This window comes from Grimontia indica (assembly GCF_000333895.2).
GTDB classification, from domain to species: Bacteria; Pseudomonadota; Gammaproteobacteria; order Enterobacterales; family Vibrionaceae; genus Enterovibrio; species Enterovibrio indicus.
Genome location: NZ_ANFM02000018.1, coordinates 155,730 through 174,140 on the forward strand (window position 1 = coordinate 155,730; position 18,411 = coordinate 174,140).

General features: G+C 48.7%; 16 protein-coding genes. All 16 read left to right on the top strand.

The window, feature by feature from the left end:
- Positions 1–4 precede the first annotated feature (4 nt).
- The 16 genes from D515_RS11990 to tssH all read left to right on the top strand — a co-directional run bounded on the left by D515_RS11990 (position 5) and on the right by tssH (position 18,410).
- Positions 5–856 (top strand): branched-chain amino acid ABC transporter permease, encoded by an 852-nt coding sequence (locus D515_RS11990; protein ID WP_002538773.1) that lies wholly within the window; start codon positions 5–7, stop codon positions 854–856.
- Positions 834–2,555, top strand: coding sequence for a branched-chain amino acid ABC transporter ATP-binding protein/permease (locus tag D515_RS11995; RefSeq protein ID WP_002538774.1), 1,722 nt, complete (start codon positions 834–836; stop codon positions 2,553–2,555). The genes D515_RS11990 and D515_RS11995 overlap by 23 nt, the downstream gene beginning before the upstream one ends.
- Positions 2,555–3,250, top strand: coding sequence for an ATP-binding cassette domain-containing protein (locus D515_RS12000; protein ID WP_002538776.1), 696 nt, complete (start codon positions 2,555–2,557; stop codon positions 3,248–3,250). Before D515_RS11995 ends, D515_RS12000 begins: the two co-directional genes overlap by 1 nt.
- A 483-nt stretch (positions 3,251–3,733) precedes the next feature.
- Positions 3,734–4,081, top strand: coding sequence for a hypothetical protein (locus D515_RS12005; protein ID WP_039850005.1), 348 nt, complete (start codon positions 3,734–3,736; stop codon positions 4,079–4,081).
- Between the two features lie 216 nt (positions 4,082–4,297).
- Positions 4,298–5,074, top strand: coding sequence for a phospholipase A (locus D515_RS12010; protein WP_002538778.1), 777 nt, complete (start codon positions 4,298–4,300; stop codon positions 5,072–5,074).
- 330 nt (positions 5,075–5,404) lie between these two features.
- Complete coding sequence (locus D515_RS12015) at positions 5,405–5,689, top strand: type VI secretion system PAAR protein (RefSeq protein WP_002538779.1); 285 nt, start codon at positions 5,405–5,407, stop codon at positions 5,687–5,689.
- Positions 5,690–6,483: 794 nt separating this feature from the next.
- Positions 6,484–6,996, top strand: coding sequence for a type VI secretion system contractile sheath small subunit (gene tssB / locus D515_RS12020; protein ID WP_002538780.1), 513 nt, complete (start codon positions 6,484–6,486; stop codon positions 6,994–6,996).
- Between the two features lie 29 nt (positions 6,997–7,025).
- Entirely contained in the window at positions 7,026–8,498 is a 1,473-nt protein-coding gene (tssC, locus tag D515_RS12025) for a type VI secretion system contractile sheath large subunit (protein ID WP_002538781.1), read from the top strand.
- A 3-nt stretch (positions 8,499–8,501) separates the two neighbouring features.
- Positions 8,502–8,939, top strand: a complete 438-nt coding sequence (gene tssE, locus D515_RS12030) for a type VI secretion system baseplate subunit TssE (RefSeq protein ID WP_002538782.1) — start codon at positions 8,502–8,504, stop codon at positions 8,937–8,939.
- A complete protein-coding gene (gene tssF / locus D515_RS12035) occupies positions 8,940–10,706 on the top strand; it encodes a type VI secretion system baseplate subunit TssF (protein ID WP_039850006.1) in 1,767 nt (588 codons plus the stop codon).
- The gene (tssG, locus tag D515_RS12040) at positions 10,670–11,713 is read left to right on the top strand and encodes a type VI secretion system baseplate subunit TssG (RefSeq protein ID WP_039850007.1); all 1,044 of its coding nucleotides are present in this window, start codon (positions 10,670–10,672) and stop codon (positions 11,711–11,713) included. Before tssF ends, tssG begins: the two co-directional genes overlap by 37 nt.
- An 8-nt stretch (positions 11,714–11,721) precedes the next feature.
- Positions 11,722–13,173, top strand: a complete 1,452-nt coding sequence (tagH, locus tag D515_RS12045; protein ID WP_002538786.1) for a type VI secretion system-associated FHA domain protein TagH — start codon at positions 11,722–11,724, stop codon at positions 13,171–13,173.
- A 4-nt stretch (positions 13,174–13,177) separates the two neighbouring features.
- Positions 13,178–13,651 (top strand): type VI secretion system lipoprotein TssJ, encoded by a 474-nt coding sequence (gene tssJ / locus D515_RS12050; protein ID WP_002538787.1) that lies wholly within the window; start codon positions 13,178–13,180, stop codon positions 13,649–13,651.
- Between the two features lie 2 nt (positions 13,652–13,653).
- Positions 13,654–14,988 carry a type VI secretion system baseplate subunit TssK gene (gene tssK / locus D515_RS12055; protein WP_002538788.1) on the top strand — a complete coding sequence of 445 codons (1,335 nt, stop codon included), beginning with the start codon at positions 13,654–13,656 and terminating at the stop codon, positions 14,986–14,988.
- Between the two features lie 3 nt (positions 14,989–14,991).
- Positions 14,992–15,783 (top strand): type IVB secretion system protein IcmH/DotU, encoded by a 792-nt coding sequence (icmH, locus tag D515_RS12060; RefSeq protein WP_002538789.1) that lies wholly within the window; start codon positions 14,992–14,994, stop codon positions 15,781–15,783.
- Positions 15,784–15,794: 11 nt separating this feature from the next.
- A complete protein-coding gene (tssH, locus tag D515_RS12065) occupies positions 15,795–18,410 on the top strand; it encodes a type VI secretion system ATPase TssH (protein WP_002538790.1) in 2,616 nt (871 codons plus the stop codon).
- The last annotated feature ends 1 nt before the right edge of the window (position 18,411 follow it).

The window sequence follows — 18,411 nt, forward strand, 5'->3', positions numbered from 1 at the left end:
GCACATGGATGTGTTGACCTTATATATTTTGAACGTCATCTACAGCCTCTCAGTGTTGGCGTTAGTTGCAACTGGCCTTGCCGCTGTGTTCGGACTACTAGGTGTGATGAACATGGCGCATGGTGAGTTTGTCATGCTTGGCGCTTATAGCGCGCTGCTCGCAAGTCAATGGTCACTGCCTTGGCCTGCGGGCCTTTTTTTGGCTGTCATTGTGAGTGCTTTAGTCGGTGCACTCATGGAAAAGGGCCTCATCAGGCACCTTTATCAGCGGCCGTTTGACACCTTGTTGGCAACTTGGGGTGTAGCCATGCTCATCCGAAAAGGGATTGAGGCTCTTTTTGGTAGGGAGTACCAAAACGTTCCTCAATACTTGCCAGGCACCGTCGATGTTGTTGGTGTTGATTACCCAGTTTATCGATTGCTCTTGGTGGTGTTGATTGCCGCCTTGATGACCGGCATCTACCTATGGTTCAGAAAAAGCCCTGCCAGCCTCAAAATTCGTGCGATGGTAGACAACCCTGCACTGGCGCAGGCTGTCGGAATAAACACTGAACGCGTTGCCTTTTACACGTTTGTTTTCGGTGTCAGTACCGCAGGGCTCGCCGGTGCATTGATTGCACCTCTGGTGAGGGTCGACCCCTACATGGGGCTGGATTACTTGCTCTCCTCATTTTTCGCCCTTGTGATTGGCGGCCTCGGCAGCGTTGAAGGCCTGATTCTGGGAAGCGGCATGATTGGCGGCTTAGATCAGTCCCTCTCCAACCTGTTCGACAAGGTCGTCGGCTATACAGGTGTGCTTCTGCTGTCGATTTTCTTTTTATGGTGGAAACCCAATGGCATCATTTCGCAACGTTAATTTTTACGCGATCGCGTTTATCTTCGCACTGCCTCTGTTTATCGATAGCTTTACTGCATATGAGGTTGGTCTCTATTTAATCTTCGGACTCGCAGCATTGAGTGTCGCGTCTTGTTGGGGGCAGGCAGGTTTCTTACCGCTTGGCCAAGCCGCTTTCTTTGGATTGGGCGCGTATCTTTATGGTTATGTGAATGTTGAGCAGGCATCGGTGTTCAGTGTCGTAGAAGGACTGGTTTTGGCACTTCTGGTACCGGCGCTGTTAGCTTTCGCATTGGGAAAGCTGGTGTTCTCACGTACTTCGAGTTCCGGCCCGTATTTTTCGTTGATCACACTGGCGGTTGCCATGTTGGCAACGCAATTAGCATTGGTTTTTGATGGTGTCACAGGCGGGTTTAACGGCCTTAATGGCATTAATGACATTCCAGGAACAGATCGTTACGAAAACCTGTATTGGGTGATTGCAGGCGCAGTGGCAGTTGTGCTTTTGTCCCTTCAGTATTTAGAAAACACGCCATTCGGACTTTTGCTTAATGCCATCCGTGATAATGAACAGCGTGTTGACTTACTGGGTTACAAAAGTGACCAACTGAAAAGTACTGTCTTTGCCATAAGCGCTGCGGTTTCTGGGTTGGCGGGCGCGTTGTACAGTGTCCATCAGGGAATCGTTACGCCGCAGGCACTCGGCTTTTTTCTCTCGGCAGAGTTCGTAATATGGGCTGCAGTGGGAGGACGCTTTACCTTGATTGGGCCTATCGCAGGCGCTTTGGCAATGGGAATGGTATCCAGTGAGCTGAAAGAAACCTTTCCTTACTGGGAGGTGATTGTCGCGACCATTTTCATCCTTGTGGTGCTTTTTTTACCCAAGGGCTTGCTCGGTTGGTTGCCCGCTACGAAAACGCGGATTGAGGATGACAAGTTAGAAGAAGAAACGGATTCTTGCCCGCCCGAAAAGCGGGTAACGCTAGCCATCAAAGACGTCTCTGTATCCGTTGGTGCCGTCAATATACTTTCGTCATTGGATATGCGTTTAGGCGGAAAAGGCATTCAATGCTTGATTGGCCCGAATGGCGCAGGCAAAACCTCAGCTTTTAACACCATGACAGGTGTGCTTCCGCTTTCATCAGGAAATCTCGTATGGAATGGCGAGCGTTTCCGTCCCCGCAAACCTTATGACGCTGCACGTCAGGGGATTGGTCGGAAATTACAAATTCCTTGTGTATTCCCATCGTTAAGCGTTGAAGAGAATATTCATTTGGCGATGTGGGCAAGCCGTTCGAATAAGAAACCATTATTCCGAGTAGCCAAATACGGAAAACGTTCTGCATCTTTAAACGCGCTTTACGAAGCGATGCCATTTCTTGAACAGGGTGAAGTCTTGGCCGGATCGCTATCGGTAGGGCAACGTCAAATGCTGGACTTTACGATGACCTGTCTTGCTGAACCTGACTTGTTATTGCTGGATGAACCCTGTGCGGGACTCTCACCTGTCGAGACAAAAACGCTCATCGACATCATCAAAAATTACATCGCCAGAGAGAGAAAACCCTGTGTGATTATTGAGCATGACATGCAAGTGGTGGAGAAATTGGCTGACGAAGTGCTGGTGATGAATCAAGGTTCTATGTTGTGTTTTGGCAGCTTTGATTTTGTTCGTGAGAACGAGGAAGTACGAGCCATTTACGCAGGAGGAACCAAGTAATGTCAGACAAAATTCTGGATGTGAAAGGTCTTTCAGGTGGGTATGGCGATATTACGATCGTTAGGGATGTGAACTTTTCAATCGGGAAAGGAGAGGTTGTGTGCCTTGCTGGTCGCAATGGTGTGGGAAAAACCACTTTAATGAAGCTCTTGTCGGGAGCGCTGGTGCCCGGCAAAGGTCATATATGCCTTAATGGAAAAGATCTGTCGGGCTTGAATGCTTTTGAGCGACAGCAAAAGCAAATTAGCCATGGATTACAAGAACAGTCAGTTTTTGGGGGATTGACTGTGCGGGATAATCTATCACTGACAGGTAAGTGGGGTGAAAACCCTCTTGTTCACCGCCTTCTTGAGGCTTTTCCGATCATAGAAAAACGTTATGACGTGCAGGCTGGGAAATTGTCGGGTGGCGAGAGGAAGTTGGTCTCATTTTGCCGAGTTGTCGTCGAAGACGGATTGCTGACTTTACTTGATGAGCCAACAGAAGGAGTTCAACCTGAAAACATCGAGCGAATGGGGGAGGTGATCCTCGAACAAGCTCAACAAGGACGAAGCTTCATTGTGGCAGAGCAGAACCTTTCACTGATTGAGCAAATCGCTGATGCCTGTTGGGTGATGGACCATGGTGAGTTGAAGTCATTTTATCCAGCATCTCACAACTTAAGACATCTTGTAGTGCGAGAGTTGGTTATTTAGGGTTTCTGATTTTGTATATTTTCCCTAACGACAAAGTTTAAATCATCTTCTAACCATTCAGTGCAGCCGTAAGCTGCACTGGTGGCATTCACAACTGTAAAGGTAGCTTTTGACTCCATCAAACAGAACTCGTTTACACTCGTATACGACTGAGATTATGGTCATTTCTGGATGATTTGTTGAGCTGACCAACTCAATACCCTTTAGTTCATGCAGTACGAATAGAAACCCAACCACCGAAGAGTTTGTTATAGCTTCACAAGCCGCTGGGTTTGCAAATTAATCCACGATAGCTGAATTGGATACTCGAAGCCGCTGATAGGATTCAGCGGCTTTTTTGTATTGGTGGGTTTGCTTCTGGGGTGGCTATGCACCAAAGCGGGTTCAATCTAAACGGTCGACACCGAACTGGTGTTTACCCTCGGTCCCACCTAACATGCTGTAAAACAGCAAATGCGCTATGAAGCTCGAAAGGTGAGGAATGTGAGAAAGACAGACAAGAAAATCGATAATTCACTCAGAAAGGCTCTAACCCAAGTGTGTGACATTGCCCAGTCAGAAAATGATGGCTTCGAGTGGCTGACCCACTTTGTAAATTACGACAGGTTCCCGAACTCGCTAAACATCGTTTGTGTCTTTGACACCCAGGAAAATTTGGCGTTAGCCAACCAAGAATGCTTTCATCGGCTTATCAAAGATGCATTGGATTCTATAGATATCAAAGTGAAAGATATGAACAAGCACGTGCAATTTGATACGGAAGAAAACTGCGAGAAAGAAAACAACGGTAAATGGAATGTGCGTTTTGAGAAACAAGGCTTTCAGCTCTGAGCGTTTCAAGAAAGCATCAATAGAGGTTAAAAGGTCTTCGAACCTTTATTCTGGGCTCTTCAGATTCACCATTAAGGTAAGCCTTTTCTAGATTGCGGCGAATGAATCATTGCTGATTCACACCCTAAAAGGGTGACCTGATAAGGTTTAGCTCTGTCTATACTCCCGAATTAGTCAATTGAGCGCATGAAGTGCGATATACACTAGGGAGTATTGATGAGATCTATATCTTTGGCACTGGGCTGTGTTTCGATCAGCAGCCTGTTGTTTTTCCCCTCAAGTGCTGTAGCAGCTGTCGAAGGACTCTCTGCCCATAAAGACAATTACTTCCTTCCTTTCTACAAAGAGCGCCGTGTTAACCAGCAGCGATTTGAGCCATTGAACCCGAACGGAACAGAAGCAAAAGATACCTTTATCCAGTTTCAGTTCAGCGCCAAATATCAAATGATAGAAATTGGTGACGACGGACTCTATCTGGCTTATACCCAACGCTCAAACTGGGAAGCATATGACAGCTCTGCCTACTTTAGAGACAGCAACTACAACCCTGAACTCTTCTATCGACTCCATATTGAAAACTGGCAAATCGACCTGGGTGCTGAACATGAGTCCAACGGGGCAGGCGGTGATAACGAAGTCAGTTGGAATCGGATCTATGTGGATGCGCGACATGATTGGGAGTGGGGCTACATCAGCTTCAAGCCCTGGATCAGAGTAGGTAATGTAACGTACAACCCTGATATCGCAGATTTTCTGGGATATTCGAGACTGGAGCTGGGTTGGCAACCCACAGAGTTACAAGAAATTAAACTGCAGGTCAGTAACCTGTTTGCAGATGAGTTTGACCATCTGTATTACGGTGTCAGTTGGAACTTTCCTATCTATCAGGGCTTGAGAGGCTATGTGAAGGCAGAAACTGGGTATGGTCTGACTATTTCAAACTACAACTTTGATGAAAGTGCTTATGGGGCGGGGGTTGCATTCAGTTTTTAAGTGTAAAAGATCATCAGACCCTAAAGCTCAGAATGGTATGAGATTTTGGATGTGAGCTAATTTTTCGTCATTAAAAATGTACATATGACAAGTTAATGCTTTTCTCATGCTTTAGGGTTAGTGCAACTCATCAAACGTTGTCAGATTTAGACAATGAAATCAGGGCAAGAAATGACCAGTTGGGCAACTAGTTACCTGAAAAATGAGCAATTTCTTGCTCAAGCTGGTAAGAGCAGATGTCTAACTCTTTGAATACTTGGCGAGTAATTTATGGTCTACTAATTGCTTTGTATCACGCAGGAACCAAATTTATCAGGGTAGGAGCGTGAAATGGGAAATGCGGTAGTACTTGGCAATATTGGGACAGATCATGATGGTTTTCATCCTTCTCCCGTTGTCGCCGCTTCTTCCGCTATAAAAGTGGATGGCATTCCGCTTGCGCGTCAAGAAGACGCCATAACTCCGCACGACAAACCCAAATCGCCCCCTCATGTTAGAAGTATCGCCGCGGGTTTTCCGACGGTTTTTGCAAACGGTAAACCCGTTGTCAGAACTGGGGATCCGGTGAGTTTTGTTGGTGTGGTTGTTGGCGGAGAGATAGTCAATATTGGTTAGCGTGTTTGAGCTACATTTGTCAAACGGGTTAGTGCCAAATTAGATTATAGTTAAATTTATATATAGTTGGTTTTGTAATTAAAGTTCCATTTATTTTTCCTTACATTTCTAAGTAGGGGTTTTGTACTAGATTGAATTATTAATGCTTTTTTAATGCCCCTCGATAGGCCATGTGTCCAATAAATAATAAAGCGCGACTGAAGTCTAGTTTTATTATTTCATCTCTGTAATTTAGTAAATTATATCTTGTCTACGATCGTACTATTGAATCATCATAATTATAAATTTTTGGCGCTTGTATAGTCTCCGGATCGAAGGTTATGCAAATAGATGCTGTTAAAGAACACAATAGAGATCATCGATATATCATTGTTGTGAATAGTCGATGCTTTCAAAAAAATACTAATAAATACATAACGTTGGTTGGCAAGGTTCTAAGGTGGTACAAGCTTAACAAGTGATCATGTTTGAGTGTTATGCATATTGTCGCAAGCATTGACGACGTACTTATTTCTGCATTTCACCAGACTTTCCTTGTTCTCTTCTTTTTCCCTCCAAAGTTCTTTTTGCTGTACATATAGATTAATTAGCAATGTCTAACTTAGCCGTTTCTTAATGCAAGAAATCCGGTTGGGATCCGTTTTCTTTAATTTCTCCTGCTTCTAAGTTTTTCAGGGGTTATTGGCTGCTTAATAGCATTTACATCTATCTGGGTGTTGCTTTTTCTGCGGTGAAAAGTCGAAACGTAAACATGTTTAATCCATAAAGTCTCTATAGCGAAAGGAGAGCGTAAAATGGCGAAAGAGGGAAGTGTTGCTCCTAAAGAGCGTATTAACATTAAATACGTTCCAGCAACCGGCGATGCTCAGGCGGAGATTGAACTCCCGCTGAAAATGGTCGTTTTGGGCGACTTCAAAGGTCACCCAGAAGACACCTCAATCGAAGAACGCGAAGCCGTTTCTGTCGATAAAAACAACTTCACCTCAGTCATGCGAGAGAGCAACCTTTCGGTGACTACTTCAGTGCCAAACGTAATGACAGAAGAGGAAGGTCAAGATCTTCCTGTCGAACTGTCGTTCAAGTCTTTGGCGGATTTCTCTCCAGATTCAGTAGCAAACCAGGTCCCTGAGCTGAAGAAGCTTGTTGAGCTTCGCGAAGCACTGGTTGCTCTCAAAGGCCCGCTAGGCAATATCCCTGCTTTCCGCGCCCGTCTCCAAGAGCTACTGGCATCTGAAGATTCCCGCGAGAAGTTACTCGCTGAACTGGAGCTGGTGGGTGCTGAAGAGCAACCGGCTGACGAACAGTAATCAACGCAGAAGAGAAAAGGATTTTGTTAATGTCCGTACAAGAGAAAACGCTTGAGAGTTCTGCCTATGAATCTGGCAGTCTGCTCGACGACATCATGGCTCAAACCCGCATGGCACCTAGCGAAGAAGGCTATGATGTTGCCAAAAAAGGTGTAGCTGCATTCATTGAAAACCTGATTGGTTCAGACCAGCAGGAAGAACCAGTCAATAAAGCGCTGGTTGACCAGATGTTGGTTGAACTGGATAAGAAAATCAGTGCCCAGATGGATGAAATTCTCCACAGCGAGCCTGTTCAGCAAATGGAATCTTCATGGCGTGGCCTGAAGCTGCTGGTTGACCGCACTGATTTCCGCGAAAACATCAAAATTGAAGTGCTCCATGCAACGAAACAAGAGTTGCTGGATGACTTTGAATTTGCTCCCGAGACCACGCAATCTGGTCTTTACAAGCATGTTTACTCAGCAGGTTATGGCCAGTTTGGTGGTGAACCAGTGGGTGCTATTGTTGGTAACTATGCGTTCACGCCAAGCACACCAGACATGAAGCTGCTGCAATATGTAGGTTCAGTAGGTGCAATGGCTCATGCGCCATTCCTGTCTTCAGTGGCACCGGAGTTCTTCGGCATCGACTCTTTCGAAGAGTTGCCAAACCTGAAAGATCTGTCTGCTACCTTCGAAAGCCCGCGTTACACCAAATGGCGTTCACTGCGCGAGTCTGAAGATGCACGCTACCTGGGCCTGACTGCGCCACGCTTCCTGTTGCGTGTTCCTTACGATCCAGTTGAAAACCCAATCACGTCTTTCAACTACCGTGAAAACGTATCGGATTCACACGAAAGCTACCTATGGGGTAACACTGCGTTCGCACTGGCTTCACGTCTGACTGACAGCTTCGCGAAATACCGTTGGTGTCCAAACATCATTGGTCCACAAAGTGGCGGTGCAGTGGAAGATCTGCCTGTTCACCTGTTTGAATCACTGGGTGCGCTTCAAGCAAAAATTCCTACCGAAGTGCTTATCACTGACCGCAAAGAGTTTGAGCTGGCCGAAGAAGGCTTTATCTCTCTGACAATGCGTAAAGGCAGCGATAATGCCGCTTTCTTCTCTGCAAACTCTATCCAGAAGCCAAAAGTGTTCCCGAACACTAAAGAAGGCAAAGAAGCAGAGACCAACTACAAGCTGGGTACCCAGCTGCCATACATGATGATCATCAACCGTTTGGCGCACTACATCAAAGTGCTGCAGCGCGAACAGATCGGCTCTTGGAAAGAGCGCCAGGATCTTGAGCGAGAGCTGAACACTTGGGTTCGTCAGTATGTGGCAGATCAGGAAAACCCACCGGCAGAAGTCCGCAGCCGTCGTCCGCTTCGCGCAGCGAAAGTGGAAGTGATGGACGTGGAAGGCGATCCGGGTTGGTACCAGGTTTCTCTGGCTGTTCGTCCTCACTTCAAATACATGGGCGCGAACTTCGAACTGTCTTTGGTAGGCCGTCTGGATCAGTAATCCATGGCTGTACCTGACGCAGAGGACTCCGCGTACGGCGTCAGCTTCTTCCAAAGGTTAGAAGCTGACGCACCAAAGCGGTCTGTCACTCAGGGACCAGATACCGATGAGGTTCTGCAGTCGTTGAAGAGAAATGTCACCAATCTTCTGAATGCGCGAATGGGTGAGTCCCTGAGTGCACCGGATCTTGGTTTGATTGATTTCAACGATGCGTCCCTGAGTTCACATGACCTTGCTTTGCAGATACGCCGAGCCATTCGACGATGCATTGAAACCTATGAGCCGCGGATAAAGAGCATGGAAATTCATGTACTGCCGGATAACGGATCTCCGCTGAATCTCAGGTTTCAAGTTACCGCATCAATCAATGCAGGAGCCTTGCACAGGAATGTGCAGATGGAACTTCTGTTGGATAGCAATCGAAAGTACAGAGTAGTTTAAGTGTCACGGAATCGATTTTTCAGGGATGAGCTGGCGTTCTTGCGTGAGCAGGGCGTTGAATTTACAGAAGTCTACCCTCAGCTTGCCCGCTTTCTGAACAGCAGAAATACCGACCCGGATGTCGAGCGTTTGCTTGAGGGTTTTGCGTTTCTGACGGGAAGATTGCGTGAAAAAGTCGAAGACGAATTTCCTGAACTGACTCACTCGATTATCAATATGCTGTGGCCGAACTATCTTCGTCCGGTTCCCAGCATCAGCATTGCACAATTCTCACCAGACGAAAAAGCGCTGACGTACGCCCAACAAATCGAGAAAGGCACACAACTTGATGCCAATCCTGTGTTTGGCACTGTTTGTCATTTCAGAACCTGTCGTAATGTTGATATTTATCCATTGCGTCGCGACAAAGTCTCTACCGTTCATACCCGAGATGCATCACTGGTTGATGTTGAGCTGACGATTCTCGGCGATCAAATGGCGGGGCAGTTGGGGTTGAACTCACTGCGTTTCTTCCTTGGAGGTGAAACCTACAGTGCTGAAATGCTTTATCTCTGGTTGAGTCATTACCTCGATAAAGTGGAAGTGGTGACTGGCGATAAAGTTGTCACTTTACCCAAAAACAGCTTCAGAGCCGTAGGCTTTGACAGTGATGATGCCATCTTGCCGTATCCGAAAAACGTCTATGAAGGTTACCGCATTTTGCAGGAATATCTCTCGTTTCCTGAAGCCTATCTGTTTTTCGATGTACCAAATCTTGGCAAGTTTGTCCCTGAGGAAGCGCAAGGCAAAATCACACTGAGATTCAGCTTCTCAAAAACGCTTCCGCCAGATGTTCGCGTGAAAGATGAAAGCTTCGAGCTCTACTGCACGCCAATCATCAACCTCTTTTCTCACGATGCAGATCCGATTGATCTCAACGGCAAAAGCACTGAATACAAGATTACGCCTTCCAGCCGTTATGCCTCGCACTACGAAATATTCAGTGTGGATTTGGTTCAGGGCTGGCAGGAAAACAACGTAGGACGCATTCGCGGTCAGGTTCGCACCTATACGCCATTTGAAAGCTTTCAGCATGAAATCGAACGTGCGCGCGATAGAAAAGCGCTCTACTACCGAGTTCGTGTGAAAGACAGTGTTCATACCGATGGCTTTGATCACCACATCTCTTTCGTCCGAAGCGATGAGACCGAGTGTGTGGATTTCAGCGAGGCGATTTCACTGAGTTTGACCTGTACAAACCGTCAATTGCCTTTGGAGCTAGGAAAAGGCGATATCAGCATCCCGACGGATTCTTCTCCCGCGTATGCAAAGTTCAGCAACCTGACCGAACCGACTGCGCCAATGCGCCCAATGCTTGATGGCACATTACTTTGGACGCTGATTTCCAATTTGTCGCTTAACTATCTGTCGTTACTTTCCAAGGATGCGCTCTCTTCAGTTTTGCGAGCTTACGACTTCCGCGCCTTGGTTGACCGTCAGGCAGAGCGTGTATCACGCCAGCGTTTGGATGGCATTGTCGATATCCAATCCAAGCCGATTGAAAAACTCATTCGTGGACTTCCGGTTCGCGGATTGCGTTCAGAAATCACCTTAACCCAGAGTGCGTTTGGCTCCGAGGGCGAGCTTTACATTTTTGGCACCGTACTCAGCCGATTTTTCTCTCTTTACGCCAGCATCAACTCCTTCCATGAGTTGGTGATCATCAATGCTGATAATCAGGAAAGGTATACATGGGGCATTCAGAACGGACAGCAACCTCTGATATAGAGGAAACTGTTGCCCCTGACTTTCATGAAAAGGACGGGGGCGATAACAAGGGATCGGGCCTGCCTAAAAACGTCAGAGCCTACAACTTCTATCAGTTGGTGGAGCTTATGCACCACCTCAACGATTTGGATCCGGAAAGTGAAAAGTCGACCTCCAGCAAGCTGCTGTTTGGTAACCATCCTGGTCTAGGTTTTGCCGCCAGCGACGTTACCGCGCTGGAAGAAGTGAATGGTGACCGCTATCGCCTTGAAACCACATTCATTGGAATGAGCGGAGCACAATCACCACTGCCGGGCTTCTTCCTTGAAGAGATACTGACAGAGAGCGAAGAAACGGGCCTTAGAAAACCGTTTCTGGATTTCTTCAACCACCGCATTATCACGCTGGTTTACCAAATTTGGCGCAAGTATCGCTACTACATCCGCTTCCGTGAAGATGCTTCAGATGCCTTTTCTGCGCAGCTTTTCGCACTGGTCGGTTTGGCTGACAGTGACCTTCGCGGTGAGACCCCGATTAACTGGTGCAAGATGCTGTCTTACGCCGGCACGTTGGCTGGACGTAGCCGTTCTCCGCAGGTGGTCTGCGGCATTATTGCGCATTGCTTTGATTTGGAAGATGTCACCATCCGCCAATGGGAATTGCGTCATGTTGATATTCCCCAAGAACAAAAAATGAGTCTGGGAATGGCCAATGTGGCGTTGGGCATGGACACCGTAATTGGCGATAAAGTCGCTGACCGAAGCGGAAAATTCGTCATCTGTATTAATGGACTCACGCAAGCGCGCTTTCGCGACTTTCTCCCCTCTGGCAAGGAATACATGCCTCTGCTGACGTTGGTGGAGTTCGTGCTGCGTGAGCAAATGGCTTTTGATTTGGAACTTGGTTTGAAGCCTGACCAGGCACCGCCGATGCGTCTTTCTGCGCAAAATCCGGCATCGCTAGGTTGGTCGTCCTTCACGGGCGAATTAGACCGACCGCGCATGGTTCGCATTCAGGCCAGGCAGTAGAGGGAAATATGTCTCAACACTATCCCAAGATAGAACAGGAATCGCAGTTGCAGCAGGCAACTCTCACGGTAACCAACACCCAGCACTTGGAGGCAGGTTTGTCAGCCACGCATGTGTTTACCCATGAAGGTGGCTCAATTGGTTCCAGCGGTGCCGACGAATGGAACCTGATCGACAGAGAAGGCCGAGTGTTCCCGCATCACGCTGAGATCGTTGAAATCGATGGCGAGCTTTGTCTGCTTGATGTTCGCGGCGCGAGCTACATGAATGGCGCCACGATTCCCGTCGGCGCAGGCAAATCAGCGCGCTTGAAAGACAACGACATGGTGCTGATTGGTCCTTACCAAATCCGCATTCATTTAAGTGCCGCGGGCTCAGACGGTTCGGCGAATCAGCATGGATTAGAGAATGTCTTTCTTACAGAAAAAGACGCGACGCAGATTGGCGCTGAGCGTGACGATAGCGATGTTGAAAATCCCGATGATGCAGTGATTGATGACCCTTTGGCCGCCCTTGAAGCTGCCACTCCCCAAATTTCTTCTGGTGATGATCCACTGAGTGAACATCAGGAAATGTCTGCCGAGCAGTTGAAAGAAAGTTACCTGCTGGCAAAAGACACCGAATGGCACGGTGCAGAGAAAACCGTGCATGCAGATAGCGAATACGAAATGAGTTCAGCGATTACGCTGAAACGGACTTTACCCTATGAGGATGCCCTGATGGATGACAAAACCCTTGAACGCCTGGAACAAGAAGTAGGGCGAGACTACGCAAATGCTGACAAGCCAGAAAATGCATATGGCGATAACGGATTCAGTGGTTATGCATCGGGCGAATACGCGAGTGAGGCCTCTGCAGAAGACGGCAATCACTTGGTAACAGGTCCTATCTTCCGTGGTCTTGGCGTTCAAGCGGGTAACAGCAGCAACATGGCTGAAATGCAGGCACTGTCGGAAGAGATGGGCGCGTCACTGCAATCTGCCATTCGTGGTCTGCTTGCACTGCATCAGCAGGTAGAAGAAAGCCGCTTTGGCATGATGAACAAGAACCTTCAACCGATTGAAGACAACCCACTTCGTCTAGGCCTGCCATACGAAGAAACAGTCGAAACCATGTTTGATCGTGACCGCAGTATGGTTCACCTGTCTGCTCCTTCAGCCATCAGTGAAAGCCTGACCAACATCCAACACCACAACGAAGCGGTGCAAAGCGCAACCGTGGAAGCGTTGGGTCAGATTCTCCGCGCATTCTCACCGGAAGTGCTGATGCGTCGATTCAGTGCTTATCGCCGTCCTGGTGAAGTGTCACCAGAGTCTGCAGATGCCTGGGCATGGAACATGTACAAAAACTATTACAAAGAGCTGACTTCCGACCGCCAACGCGGTTTCGAAAAGCTGTTCTGGGAAATTTTTGATCAGGCTTACGACCGAAAGATTCGTGAGAAACAACTGGAGGTATAAGGCGATGAAACGTCTGCTAGGTTGCTTTCTGCTATTCACGCTTTTCGGTTGTTCGAGCAGCGATGACGCACTGCCAAAAGATCAACCGACAACGGTGACGTTCAGTTTGGTGGCGACACAAAAGGTCAATCCCAACATCAGTGGCGATGCGACACCGATTGAAGTGCAGGTCTTTGAACTGGAAGACGACTCCATGTTTCTGGCGTCCGGCTTTGACCAACTGGCAGGCGATGCTGAAGGCGCGCTGAAAAGTAATTACGTCGACCACCGGGATTTCTCTTTAATTCCGGGGCAATTCAAATTTATCGATCATTTCCAGATTGATGAAAGCACGCGCTACATCTCCGTGATGGCGCGCTTCTCTGACCCAGATGTCAGTGATTGGAAGAAAGTCGTTAAGGTCCTGCCGGTTGGTCGGGTTTACCACCTGCTTATGTACTTCGATGGCACCGAAGTCGTTCTGGATAAAGTGGAGTAAAGATGTCAGCGAGAAACCGGGTTGTCTGGAACGAAGGGCTTTTTGTTAAGCCGCAGCATTTTCAACAGCAGCAGCGTAATTTGGAATATCAGCTGGATGAGCGCGTAGGCTCTGTCAGCCGCTATCTCTATGGCCTGACTGAAATGACGCTGAACGCAGAGTATCTGAGCTTTGGTCGTATCGCGCTCGATAGCGCATCGGGCGTGATGCCGGACGGAACTGTCTTCCGCATTCCTCAGGAGGACATGCAACCAGAAGCGCTGGAAGTGGTCGATAGTTCACTTGCGAATCAGATTGTCTATCTTGCCATTCCACTTCGCAGTGATTCGATCACCGAAGTGACCTGGCCGGAAGGCGCAGGTTCAGGTCGATACACCTCTGTCAGTCAGGAAGTACGTGATATTCACACCTTCCAAGGCGACATGGCACCGATTGATGTGAGTCCGGTTTGCCTGCGTTTGATGCTGGAAAAAGAAGACCGAAGTGCATACGCCTCCATCGCGATTGCCCGCATTCTGGAAAAGCGTCCTGACGGCAGCGTGTTGCTCGATGATAGCTTCGTACCTTGCCACTTGAACGTTGGTGCAGTGTCCGTGCTTCATCGTTTTATTGGCGAAATGGCGGGACTGATGCGTGAACGTGCGAAGAACATTTCCCAACGTATTGGCGCGCCAAGCCAAGGTGGTGTGGCGGATGTTTCCGACTTTATGTTGCTTCAATCTTTGAATCGCATGCAGCCGCAACTCCAGCATCTGTCGCGACTGCGCAGCCTCCACCCAGAAAGGTTGTATGAAGCTTTGTCTTCCATGTGTGGTGAGCTGGCAACCTTCACCGATGAAAGCCGAATGGCACCGGAATTTGGTAGTTATCAGCACGACATGCCGGTTTCTTCATTCAAGCCGGTGATGACCAGACTTCGTCAGTCTCTCAGCATTGTGCTGGAGCCGCGTGCAGTCTCTATTCAACTTCATCAACGCAAGTACGGCCTTATGGTGGCACCGCTTCAGGATCCTTCGCTGGTCCGCGATGCCGACTTCATTCTGGCAGTACGCGCTCGCATGCCAATGGAAGAGCTTCGCAAGCTGTTTGTTCAGCAAACCAAAGTGGCTTCCGTGGAGAAAATCCGCGAACTCATTTCACTGCAATTGCCAGGTATTCCGGTTTCTCCGTTGCCGGTTGCGCCACGTCAGTTGCCTTACCACGCGGGATACACCTATTACCAGCTGGATAAAACCAGCGCTGCCTGGGCGATGTTGGCTAATGCCAGCGGTTTCGCCTTCCACGTCGCCGGTAACTTCCCGGATCTCGACCTGCAATTCTGGGCAATAAGGAGCTAAGCCATGGCAGAAATGTATATCGATGCGCCGGATAAAGAGCGCCATTACGACCACCTTCTGTTTGATGAAGCGACCAACATCGATGCGGACCAGGATTACTGGTTCAAGCTACGAGGCGACAACATCAATCCACTGATTGATGCTGCGACACCACTGCTGGGGATGGCCCTTCGAGTGAGAAAACTCTCCGAGTGCCACAACGTGGAAACCATCTACAAGCAGGCTGTGGAAGAAGTGAAAGCCATTGAAGTGGAACTCACTGAAAAAGGTTATGACCACGCAGTGATCCTGGCTTACCGCTATGTGCTTTGCTCCTTTGTCGATGAAGCCATCATGAGTACGCCTTGGGGCGCAGACAGTGTGTGGGCCGAACATTCGCTGTTGACCCGCTTTCATAACGAAACCTGGGGCGGAGAAAAAGTCTTTACGATTCTGTCCCGTCTGGAGAGTGAGCCAGAGCGCTACAAGTCGCTGCTGGAATTCATCTTTCTTTGCCTGACGCTTGGGTTTGAAGGGCGCTACAAGGTGATGGAAAAAGGACGCGAAGAATATGAAAAGGTGATCACAAAGCTTCACCAACTGCTGCGTCAACTGGATGACAACGAACAAGTCTCGCTGACAAGTGCCGCGAATAACGTGGTTTCTACCAAGTACCGCCTGAGTAAGCAGGTACCGGTGTGGACGATCTTCGCAGGCTTTATCACTTTGCTTGCAGTGGTGTTTACGGGGTACTCCATCGCACTCAGCAATAAAACATCCAGCGTGCTTGAACAGCTTAATCAACTTCTTCAGTAACAGGTGAACCCGTGATCCGAATAGAACTACATACGTTAATTGGCAAACTTAACCAGCAGACCAAACTGGCGCTGGAGCAAGCGGGCGCGCTGAGTATTGAGCGACAAAATCCAGAAGTGACAGTAGAGCATCTGCTTTTCACTTTGTTGGATAACCCGTTATGCGACGTACGCGTATTGCTGAAAAGCGCGGAAGTGGACCACACGCACATTCGTCAACTGACTGGCGATGCACTGAGCCGCGAAAACGTGCCGGAAAATACGCCGTCGTTTTCTCCGCTGTTGGTTGAACTTCTTCAGGATGCATGGCTTCTGGGATCAACTGATCTGGGTCATTCGGAAATCCGCTCGGGTGTTATTTTCCTCGCGGCACTTATCCGCCCGGACCGTTACTTGCCGCTGAACCTTATCCGTCAGCTTGAAAGCGTCAATCGTGAAACGATGAAGAAGCACTTCGCGCGACTGACAGAAGATTCTGCTGAAACAGCAGTCAAATCTGATTCTTCCAAAGGAAAACAAGCGGTACCTGCTGAAGCTGAAACCGCACTGGCGAGATTCTGTACCAACTTCTCGGCAATGGCTAAGCAAGGTGAACTTGACCCTGTGCTTTGCCGTGATGACGAAATTAATCTGATGATCGACATTCTATGTCGTCGCCGTAAAAACAACCCGATTGTCGTTGGTGATGCAGGTGTCGGTAAAAGTGCCGTTGTAGAAGGCCTCGCTCAGCGCATCGTTGATGGCAATGTGCCGGACTCGCTGAAAGGCATTGATCTGATGTCTCTGGACTTAGGTTTGCTGCAGGCAGGTGCTTCTGTAAAAGGTGAGTTCGAAAAACGCCTGAAAGCCATCATTGATGAGGTAAAAACCTCTCCGGTTCCTATCATTCTTTTCATCGACGAAGCCCACACCATGATTGGTGCAGGTGCACAGGAAGGTGGCGGTGACGCGGCGAACCTGTTGAAGCCAGCTCTGGCCCGTGGTGAGCTACGCACCGTCGCGGCAACTACATGGAAAGAATACAAAAAGTACTTTGAAAAAGACCCAGCATTGAGCCGTCGCTTCCAACTGGTGAAGCTGGACGAGCCGAATGTCGAGCAAGCCGTCGATATCATGCGCGGTCTGCATGGCGTTTACGAAAAATCTCACCAAGTGCTGATCAGTGATGACGCGCTGGTGGCAGCAGCGGAGCTTTCTGAGCGTTACGTCTCTGGCCGTCAATTGCCGGACAAAGCCATCGACGTGCTCGACACTGCATGTGCACGAATCGCGATTAACCTAAGTTCACCACCGCGTCGTCTGGCAGAGCTGGAAACTCGCACCATTCAGCGTCAACGCCAAATTGATATGTTGAACCGTCAGGCTGAGCTCGGCTATGACGTTGACGAAGCGCTGCTTGCATCACTTAAAGCTGACGAAGCAAAAGATCTCGAAGAGCAGGGAGCTTTGCGTGAAGCATGGCGTGTTCAGAAAGATCTGGTTGCTGATGTGATTGAAAAGCGTCAGCAGATTCTTGCGGTGCCATCAGAAGAAGAAGAGCCACTGAGCGACGAGGATCGCGAAACCATTCGCAATGAATTGCGCGGTTTTTATGCCGAGCTTGACGCCATTCCACACACTGAGCGTTTGGTTCACCCACATGTGGATGCGCAGCAGATTGCCGAAGTGATTGGTGATTGGACGGGCGTTCCTGTTGATCAGATGAACACTGATGAGCTGAGCCGTATTACCCACCTTCCAGAACTGCTGGGTAATGAAATCAAAGGACAGGATGTCGCGTTGGAAGTGATTCACCGTCACTTACTGACTGCACGTGCTGACCTGCGTCGTCCCGGACGTCCGAAAGGGGCCTTCTTGCTGGCTGGGCCAAGTGGTGTTGGTAAAACCGAAACTGTGGTGCAACTTGCCGAGCTACTCTATGGCGGCAAGCAATTCCTGACCACCATCAATATGTCTGAATATCAGGAGAAACATACCGTTTCACGTCTGATTGGCTCGCCTCCGGGGTATGTAGGCTATGGAGAAGGCGGCATCCTGACGGAAGCTATCCGCAAAATGCCTTACTCCATCGTGCTGCTTGATGAAGTAGAAAAGGCGCACCCGGAAGTGTTGAACCTCTTCTATCAAGCGTTTGATAAAGGTGAGCTAGCAGACGGCGAAGGCCGTGTGATTGATTGCCAGAATGTGGTGTTTTTCCTCACTTCGAATCTGGGCTACCAGACCATCGTCGATTATGCAGAGCAACCGCAACTGCTGGAAGAAATGCTGTATCCAGAGCTGGCCGCTTTCTTCAAACCGGCGCTGCTGGCGCGTATGGAAATTGTGCCTTATCTACCACTTAGCGGCGATACGCTCAATGCCATTATCAAAGGCAAGCTAAACCGCTTGGTTAAAGTGTTTGCCCAGCGTTATGACGCAGAAACCGAAATTGATGATGCGCTGGTGGGAGAAATTCAACGCCGTGCTACACGCTCGGAAAATGGCGCCCGCATGCTTGAAGCGATCATCGAAGGTCAATTGCTGCCGCCAGTATCGTTGGCTTTGCTCAATAAGCTTGCCGCGAGAGAGCCTGTGCAGCGCGTTTATCTCACCGCAGAAGACGGCGAGTTTGTCAGCGAGGTGGAATAAG

Excerpts from the sequence above, each read along its gene's own strand:
- D515_RS11990 (WP_002538773.1), top strand. The coding sequence starts at position 5 with ATGGATGTGTTGACCTTATATATTTTGAACGTCATCTACAGCCTCTCA.
- D515_RS11995 (WP_002538774.1), top strand. The coding sequence starts at position 834 with ATGGCATCATTTCGCAACGTTAATTTTTACGCGATCGCGTTTATCTTC.
- D515_RS12000 (WP_002538776.1), top strand. The coding sequence starts at position 2,555 with ATGTCAGACAAAATTCTGGATGTGAAAGGTCTTTCAGGTGGGTATGGC.
- D515_RS12010 (WP_002538778.1), top strand. The coding sequence starts at position 4,298 with ATGAGATCTATATCTTTGGCACTGGGCTGTGTTTCGATCAGCAGCCTG.
- D515_RS12015 (WP_002538779.1), top strand. The coding sequence starts at position 5,405 with ATGGGAAATGCGGTAGTACTTGGCAATATTGGGACAGATCATGATGGT.
- tssB (WP_002538780.1), top strand. The coding sequence starts at position 6,484 with ATGGCGAAAGAGGGAAGTGTTGCTCCTAAAGAGCGTATTAACATTAAA.
- tssC (WP_002538781.1), top strand. The coding sequence starts at position 7,026 with ATGTCCGTACAAGAGAAAACGCTTGAGAGTTCTGCCTATGAATCTGGC.
- tssE (WP_002538782.1), top strand. The coding sequence starts at position 8,502 with ATGGCTGTACCTGACGCAGAGGACTCCGCGTACGGCGTCAGCTTCTTC.
- tssG (WP_039850007.1), top strand. The coding sequence starts at position 10,670 with ATGGGGCATTCAGAACGGACAGCAACCTCTGATATAGAGGAAACTGTT.
- tagH (WP_002538786.1), top strand. The coding sequence starts at position 11,722 with ATGTCTCAACACTATCCCAAGATAGAACAGGAATCGCAGTTGCAGCAG.
- tssJ (WP_002538787.1), top strand. The coding sequence starts at position 13,178 with ATGAAACGTCTGCTAGGTTGCTTTCTGCTATTCACGCTTTTCGGTTGT.
- tssK (WP_002538788.1), top strand. The coding sequence starts at position 13,654 with ATGTCAGCGAGAAACCGGGTTGTCTGGAACGAAGGGCTTTTTGTTAAG.
- icmH (WP_002538789.1), top strand. The coding sequence starts at position 14,992 with ATGGCAGAAATGTATATCGATGCGCCGGATAAAGAGCGCCATTACGAC.